The sequence below is a fragment of the Acerihabitans arboris genome (assembly GCF_010131535.1).
Taxonomy (GTDB): Bacteria; Pseudomonadota; Gammaproteobacteria; order Enterobacterales; family Enterobacteriaceae; genus Acerihabitans; species Acerihabitans arboris.
Genome location: NZ_WUBS01000005.1, coordinates 307,054 through 314,943, shown reverse-complemented (window position 1 = coordinate 314,943; position 7,890 = coordinate 307,054). Strand labels below are relative to the sequence as shown.

Annotated in this window: 4 protein-coding genes; 3 read left to right on the top strand and 1 reads right to left on the bottom strand. The window is 56.1% G+C overall.

All coding sequences use genetic code 11. The features are described from left to right. Positions 1–729: 729 nt before the first annotated feature. The gene (gene pepN / locus GRH90_RS09285) at positions 730–3,342 is read right to left on the bottom strand and encodes an aminopeptidase N (protein ID WP_162365661.1); all 2,613 of its coding nucleotides are present in this window, start codon (positions 3,340–3,342) and stop codon (positions 730–732) included. A gap of 306 nt (positions 3,343–3,648) precedes the next feature. Here pepN and pncB point away from each other — a divergent pair, with 306 nt between their 5' ends. From pncB to ompF, 3 genes are all read left to right on the top strand, one after another. Then, positions 3,649–4,854 (top strand): nicotinate phosphoribosyltransferase, encoded by a 1,206-nt coding sequence (gene pncB, locus GRH90_RS09280; RefSeq protein ID WP_162365660.1) that lies wholly within the window; start codon positions 3,649–3,651, stop codon positions 4,852–4,854. A gap of 212 nt (positions 4,855–5,066) precedes the next feature. Further along, positions 5,067–6,467 carry an asparagine--tRNA ligase gene (gene asnS / locus GRH90_RS09275; protein WP_162365659.1) on the top strand — a complete coding sequence of 467 codons (1,401 nt, stop codon included), beginning with the start codon at positions 5,067–5,069 and terminating at the stop codon, positions 6,465–6,467. Between the two features lie 300 nt (positions 6,468–6,767). Continuing rightward, entirely contained in the window at positions 6,768–7,886 is a 1,119-nt protein-coding gene (ompF, locus tag GRH90_RS09270; protein ID WP_162365658.1) for a porin OmpF, read from the top strand. Positions 7,887–7,890 lie beyond the last annotated feature (4 nt).

Sequence of the window (7,890 nt, the reverse complement as noted above, 5' to 3'; positions counted from 1 at the left end):
AGCCTTTAGCCTTTAGCCTTTAGCCTTTAGCCTTTAGCCTTTAGCCTTTAGCCTTTAGCCTTTAGCCTTTAGCCTTTAGCCTTTAGCCTTTAGCCTTTAGCCTTTAGCCTTTAGCCTTTAGCCAAAAATTACCGCCGTTTTTTTTCCCGGTATATGCATATTCCTATCAACAAACAAAAAACACCTTCTCCTGCAGACCATGGTGTTGACCTTGTGCCGGCATAGAGTGCGCCGGCGGAGCAAATCACGGCTGGATGAGCCGCCGGGAGCGGCGCAAGCCCGGGTTGCGCCGGGAGCGCATCCCGGGCGGTCCAAAAGCCGGGATGCCGCGATGCAGGGGACCGCGCAGCGGCGCACGACCTGCCGGACGCGCGGAGGTCAAGGAGGGCGTCGCGAAAACGCCCTCCTTGTCGCTTGCCGGCACCCGGCATTACATATAACAACCTAACGCATGGCAAGCGAAACCGTCACCGAGGCAACATAAAGCCCACCGCAAGCGAAATCCCCACCGAGGCAACATAAAGCCCACCGCAAGCAAAACCATCACCGAGGCGACATAAAGCCCACCGCAAGCGAAACCATCACCGAGGCGACATAAAGCCCACCGCAAGCGAAACCATCACCGAGACGACATAAAGCCCACCGCAAGCGAAACCATCACCGAGGCGACATCAAGCCCACCGCAAGCGAAACCGTCACCGAGGCGACATCAAGCCCACCGCAAGCGGGCTAACCCAACGCCTTGGTGATTTTTTCGTACAAATCCCCGGACAGGTTCGGCAATGCCTGCAACGTTGCCAACGCCTTGCGCATCAATGCCTGACGCGCCTCATCGTAGCGCCGCAGCCGAATCAGCGGCTCGATAAGCCTTGACGCCACCTGCGGATTACGCGTGTTCAGCTCGGTCAGGATCTCCACCAGGAACCGGTAGCCGCTGCCGTCGGCGGCATGGAACGCCGACGGATTCCCGGCGCTGAACGCGCCGATCAGCGCCCGGATGCGGTTCGGATTATTCAGGCTGAAGGAACGATGGTTCAACAAGGACTTCACCTGGGCGAGCACATCGCCGGCCGGACTGGCGGCCTGCAGGGTAAACCATTTGTCCATCACCAGGCCGTCATGATGCCAGCGCTCGTCAAACTCGGCCAGCAGCGTCGCCTGGCACGGCAACCGCGCCGCCACCGCGGCGGAAATCGCCGCCAGCGCATCGGTCATATTGTCCGCCGCGTGATATTGCGCGGTGGCCATCCTGACGGCCCGGTCGTGCTCGCCGAACGCCAGGTAAAACAGGCAAATATTGCGCAGCGCGCGCTTGCCGATATCCTCGTGCTCGACGCGATACACCGGCGTCTTGTTCGCCAGGTACACCGCCAGCAGCTCATCGGCCAGTTCCGTCGCCAGGCAACGAATCAACGCCTGGTGCACCTCGTGAATCGCCGCCGGATCGATAATGCTGAATAATTCGGCCATCTCGTTCTCACTGGGCAGCGTCAGGATCTGCGCCGCCAGCGCCGGATCGAGATTGGCATCGAGCAACACGCCGCGGAAGGCATCGGCGACGTGCAGCGGCAGGGTCAGCGGCTGTCCCTGGGTGACGCGCGCGACACTCAGGCGAATATAGATCGACAACAGGCTCTGCGCGGCATCCCAGCGGGAAAATTGGTCGGTGGCAAAACGCATCAGCAGGGTAAGCTGCTGATCGCTGTACGGATAATCGAGTTTAACCGGCGCGGAGAAACCGCGCAGCAGCGACGGCACCGGCAGCGACGGCACCTCGTCAAAAATAAAGGTCTGCACCGAGTCGGTAATATTAAGCACATTATCGACCGCCTGGCCGTCGCGCCGTAAAGGAATAACCCGGCCCTCGACATCATAAAGCTCGATATCGAGCGGAATATGCAGCGGCAGTTTCTCGATCTGGTCGGCGGTCGGCGGGGTCATCTGGCTGACGTGCAGCTGATATTGCCCCAGCTCGGGATTGTAATCATCACGCACCGACAGCACCGGCGTACCGGACTGGCTATACCAGCGGCGGAACTGGGCCAGGTCGATGCCAGAGGCCTGTTCCATCGCGTCGACAAAATCATCGCAGGTGGCGGCGCTGCCGTCATGGCGCTCAACATACAGGCGCATTCCGGCCTGGAACTTCTCTTCGCCCAACAGGGTATGCAGCATTCGGATTACTTCCGCGCCCTTCTCATACACCGTCACGGTATAGAAGTTATTCATCTCGATAACCTTATCGGGACGAATCGGGTGGGCCATCGGGCTTGCGTCCTCGGCAAACTGCGAGCCGCGCATCACGCGCACGTTGCCGATACGGTTAACCGGGCGCGAACCCAGATCGGCGCTGAACTCCTGGTCGCGGAATACCGTCAGTCCTTCCTTCAGGCTAAGCTGGAACCAATCCCGGCAGGTAATACGGTTGCCGGTCCAGTTATGGAAATACTCATGGCCGATCACCCGCTCGATATTCAGGTAATCCACATCGGTGGCGGTCTCCGCCCTGGCCAGCACATATTTGGAGTTAAAGACATTCAACCCTTTATTTTCCATGGCGCCCATATTAAAGAAGTCAACGGCGACTATCATGAAGATATCGAGATCGTACTCCAGGCCGAAGCGGGTTTCATCCCAGCGCATGGACTGTTTCAGCGATGTCATGGCCCAGTCGGCGCGATCCAGGTTGCCGCGATCGACAAACAGCTCCAGCGCCACCTCGCGGCCGGAACGGGTGGTAAAACTATCGCGCAGCACATCAAAATCGCCGGCCACCAGGGCAAACAGATAGCAAGGCTTGGGGAAGGGATCCTGCCAGACTACCCAGTGGCGTCCGTCGGCCATTTCACCACCGTCAATACGGTTGCCGTTGGACAGCAGGTAGGGATAGCGCGTCTTGTCGGCGGTAATGCGGGTGGTAAAACGCGCCAGCACGTCGGGACGGTCCAGGTAATAGGTAATATGGCGGAACCCTTCCGCCTCGCACTGGGTACACAGGGCGTCACCGGATAGATACAACCCTTCCAGCGCCGAGTTCCGCGCCGGATGAATCACATTAATGATGGTTAAGGTGAACGCGCCGGGCAGTTGTTCAATCACCAGCAGCGGACCTTCCTGGCGGTAATGCGGCCACGGCTGGCCGTCGATGCTGATGGCCAGCAGCTCCAGCTCTTCGCCGTTCAATATCAGCGGCGCTCCCGCCGGTCCCTGCCCGACAACGTTACTGACCGCCGTTACCGTGGTGGTGTCGGCGTTAAGATCAAATTCCAGGCTGATATCGGTAATGGTATAATCCGGCGCACGATAATCATGGCGGTATTTTGCTAGCGGCTGTTGAGTCATAGTTAACCTTTTGGCATCGTCATTGATTTCTCTGTGATAAGTCTATTCCTGTTAAGACCATGTTGCCATTGTTAAGCGGCGCGGTCCGTTAAAATGCGCGCGCGGGCGGATGAAAAAAGGCCAACGAGAAAATTCACAAGCTTATATACCGTTGTTTCATCCGGGACGGCACGTTTAAGCCTCGACGTTACAGCGCCATTTATGATTTGATGTGACTACACTTACAGGACAAGCCGGGTACACTTCAGTCGTAACGCCATTTATACGACTGTATATATGTGTCGTAAGAGGATGCTGTAACGCGCCATGAATTTAGCCATAGACCCGATTTTAACGTCGATACTCGACACAGATGCCTACAAACTGCACATGCAGCAGGCGGTTTATCATCGTTACCATGATGTTACCGGTACCGCCGAGTTTCGCTGCCGCGGCGACGATATGTTGGGTGAATATGCCGCCGATATCAGCGCGCAAATCGACCTGATGCGCGACCTGGCGCTGAGCGACGAGGAATTTTCCTTTCTCTCCGACCTGCCGTTTTTCCATCAGGATTACCTGGCCTGGCTGCGCGAATTCAGGTTCGACCCGCGCCAGGTGCGGGTGCGCGATCACAACGGCAAGCTCGATATCCGCATCACCGGCCCCTGGCGGGAAGTGATCCTGTGGGAAGTGCCGTTGCTGGCGGTGATAAGCGAAGTGGTCCATCGCCGGCGTCAGCCGTTTAACATTCGCGAGATGGCGCTGACGCAGCTACGGCAAAAATTGCGGCATTTTCGCGACAGCAGCCGGGACGTGGATATTTCCCGTTTCAAACTGATGGATTTCGGCACCCGCCGGCGCTTCTCGCGCCAGGTACAGTTCGACGTGGTCGGCGAACTGCAGCGTGACTTTCCCAATCTTATCGGCACCAGTAACTACGATTTGGCCCGACGGCTGTCGTTAACGCCGGTGGGCACCCAGGCCCATGAATGGTTCCAGGCCCACCAGCAGATAAGCCCGGTGCTGGCCAACAGCCAACGCGCCGCGCTGCGGGCCTGGCTGGATGAATATCCCGATCGGCTGGGCATCGCGCTGACCGATTGTATTACCATGGATGCGTTCCTGCGCGATTTTGGCGCACAATTCGCCACGCGTTACCAGGGACTGCGCCATGATTCCGGCGACCCCATGGAATGGGGCGAAAAGGCCATTGCCCATTACCGCAAGCTGGGCATCGATCCGATGACCAAGACTCTGGTATTTTCCGACAGCCTCGATTTTGATAAGGCGCTGGTCCTTTATCGCCATTTCTGGCAGCGCATTAACCTGGTATTCGGCATCGGCACCCGCCTGACGTGCGATATCCCGGGCGTCCGGCCCCTGAACATCGTGATTAAGCTGGTGGAATGCAACGGCAAACCGGTGGCTAAACTCTCCGACAGTCCTGGTAAAAGCATGTGCCAGGACCAGGAGTTCGTCAGGGAATTGCGCAAGGCGTTCGATTTACCGCTGGTAAAAAAAGCCAGCTGATATTGCCCCTATCCCGCGCCGGATGCCCGTCCGGCGCGTTTATTGCAACGCCCTTCCCCGGTTGCCGGGCTTTTGTTTGCGCCTGAACGCGAAATATGTCGTCAAAACGAAGATTTTCGCTTGTGTCCTTCCTTCCGCCAAGTAACATATTACAGCTTTCGCCGCGGCGATAATGCCTAATCCCACATCACAATGAGTTAAGAGAGTCATTTATGAGCGTAGTGCCTGTAGTCGACGTACTGCATGGGCGCATACCGGCTGACAGTGAAGTCACTGTATATGGTTGGGTGCGTACCCGGAGAGATTCTAAAGCCGGTATCTCCTTTCTCGCCGTCTATGACGGTTCCTGCTTTGATCCGTTACAGGCTGTCATAAATAATACTCTGCCTAATTACAAGACCGATATTCTGCGCCTGACCACCGGCTGCTCGGTGGCGGTCACCGGCCGGGTGGCGGAATCCCAGGGCGGCGGCCAGCGCTTTGAAATCCAGGCGGACAAGGTTGAGGTATTGGGCTGGGTGGACGATCCCGACACCTACCCGATGGCGGCTAAACGACATAGTGTGGAATACCTGCGTGAAGTGGCGCATCTGCGCCCGCGCACCAATATGATCGGCGCCGTTGCCCGGGTACGCCACACGCTGGCCCAGGCTATCCACCGCTTTATGGATGAACGCGGTTTTTTCTGGCTTTCCACGCCGCTTATCACCGCTTCCGACGCCGAGGGCGCCGGTGAAATGTTCCGGGTCTCCACCCTGGATCTGGAAAACCTGCCGCGCACCCCACAGGGCAAGGTAAATTTCGAGCAGGACTTCTTCGGCAAGGAAGCGTTTCTTACCGTCTCCGGCCAGCTGAACGCCGAAACCTATGCCTGCGCGCTCTCCAGGGTCTACACCTTCGGCCCGACCTTCCGCGCCGAAAACTCCAATACCACGCGCCACCTGGCCGAATTCTGGATGATGGAGCCGGAAGTGGCCTTCGCCAGCCTGGATGATATCGCCGGCCTGGCCGAGGACTTGCTGAAATATGTGTTCCAGGCGGTACTGACCGAACGCGCCGATGATATGAAATTTTTTGCCGAGCGGGTCGATAAAGAAGCCATCACCCGTTTGGAGCAGTTTGTTTCATCCGATTTCGCCCAGGTCGATTATACCGAAGCGGTGGAAATTCTAATCGCCTCGGGCCAGAGCTTCGAAAATCCGGTGTCCTGGGGGATAGATCTGTCGTCCGAACATGAGCGTTACCTGGCGGAGAAACATTTTAAAGCGCCGGTGGTGGTTAAGAATTATCCTAAGGATATCAAGGCGTTTTATATGCGCCAGAACGACGATGGCCAAACGGTTGCCGCCATGGACGTGCTGGCGCCGGGCATCGGCGAAATCATCGGCGGTTCGCAGCGTGAAGAGCGCCTGGACCGGCTTGATGACCGTTTGGCTGAAATGGGTTTGAACAAAGAGGATTACTGGTGGTATCGTGATCTTCGCCGTTACGGCACCGTGCCGCATTCCGGTTTCGGACTCGGCTTTGAACGTTTGATCGTTTATGTCACAGGAATGCAAAATATTCGTGATGTAATCCCCTTCCCCAGAAGCCCGCGCAACGCGAACTTCTAAATTTCTTCTTAAAATATAAGAAAAACATATATATAAGATGTAAAGGCCAGCTATGCTGGCCTTTATCTTTTCAAAGTTTGAGTTCTCTCACAAAGTTCCGTGAAATTTACATTTTGAAACACACCGTTTCCCACTGAAACATTATTGCGACCTTTGTAGCATTTTCCATGTGGATTAACAGGTCCACGAATGGAACACTGCGTGCAGACACAGGAAGACACCAAACTCTCAATAATGTTTCATCTAGAAATATTAGCGGCAGTGGCAGGTGTCCGAATAACACCAATGAGGGTAGTAATAATGATGAAGCGCAATCTTCTTGCAGTGGTAATTCCGGCCTTGTTGGCTGCGGGCGCGGCAAACGCAGCCGAAGTTTATAATAAAGACGGCAACAAGCTGGATTTGTATGGTAAAGCTGTCGGCCTGCATTACTTCTCCGATGACAACGACAACAGCTTTGCCGGCGACGGCGACCAGACCTATGCTCGTCTTGGCTTTAAAGGCGAAACCCAGATTAACGACCAGCTGACCGGTTACGGCCAGTGGGAATACCAGTTCAACGCCAACCACACTGAAGGCGGTTCCGACGCGCAATCCGGTAACAAAACCCGTCTGGGCTTTGCCGGCTTGAAATTCGGCGACTACGGTTCATTCGATTACGGCCGTAACTACGGCGTAGTGTATGACGCACTGGGCTGGACCGATATGCTGCCGGAATTCGGTGGTGATACCGCATACACCGACAACTTCATGGTTGGCCGCACCACCGGCGTGGCTACCTATCGTAACACCAACTTCTTCGGCCTGGCCGATGGCCTGGACTTTGCCCTGCAATACCAGGGTAAAAACGAGCGTACCGATGACTATCGCCGCGCTAACGGCGACGGCTACGGTGGTTCAGTATCTTACGTTTCCCCGATCGGCCTGGGTATCGTAGGTGCTTATGCGTCATCTGACCGCACCAACGAACAAAATACCGATACCGTATACGGCAACGGCGAACGCGCTGAACAATGGGCAACGTCTGTTAAATATGACGCCAACAATATCTACCTGGCGGCTACCTACGGCGAAACCCGTAACGCGACCTACTTCAGCGGCACCGCTAACCTGAACGGCGTTGCTACCGACGCGACCGGTTTTGCCAACAAAACCCAGGACATCCTGTTGGTTGCCCAGTATCAGTTCGACTTCGGTCTGCGTCCGTCCATCGCTTACGGCCAGTCCAAAGCCAAAGATGTTGATAACGGCATTGGCGACGTTGACCTGATCAAGTACTACGAAGTCGGCGCTACCTACTACTTCAACAAAAACATGTCCACCTATGTTGACTACATCATCAACCGTATCGATGATGACAACAAACTGGGCCTGCCTACCGACGACACCGTTGCACTGGGCCTGGTTTACCAGTTCTAAGTCG

Excerpts from the sequence above, each read along its gene's own strand:
- pepN (WP_162365661.1), bottom strand. The coding sequence starts at position 3,342 with ATGACTCAACAGCCGCTAGCAAAATACCGCCATGATTATCGTGCGCCG.
- pncB (WP_162365660.1), top strand. The coding sequence starts at position 3,649 with ATGAATTTAGCCATAGACCCGATTTTAACGTCGATACTCGACACAGAT.
- asnS (WP_162365659.1), top strand. The coding sequence starts at position 5,067 with ATGAGCGTAGTGCCTGTAGTCGACGTACTGCATGGGCGCATACCGGCT.
- ompF (WP_162365658.1), top strand. The coding sequence starts at position 6,768 with ATGATGAAGCGCAATCTTCTTGCAGTGGTAATTCCGGCCTTGTTGGCT.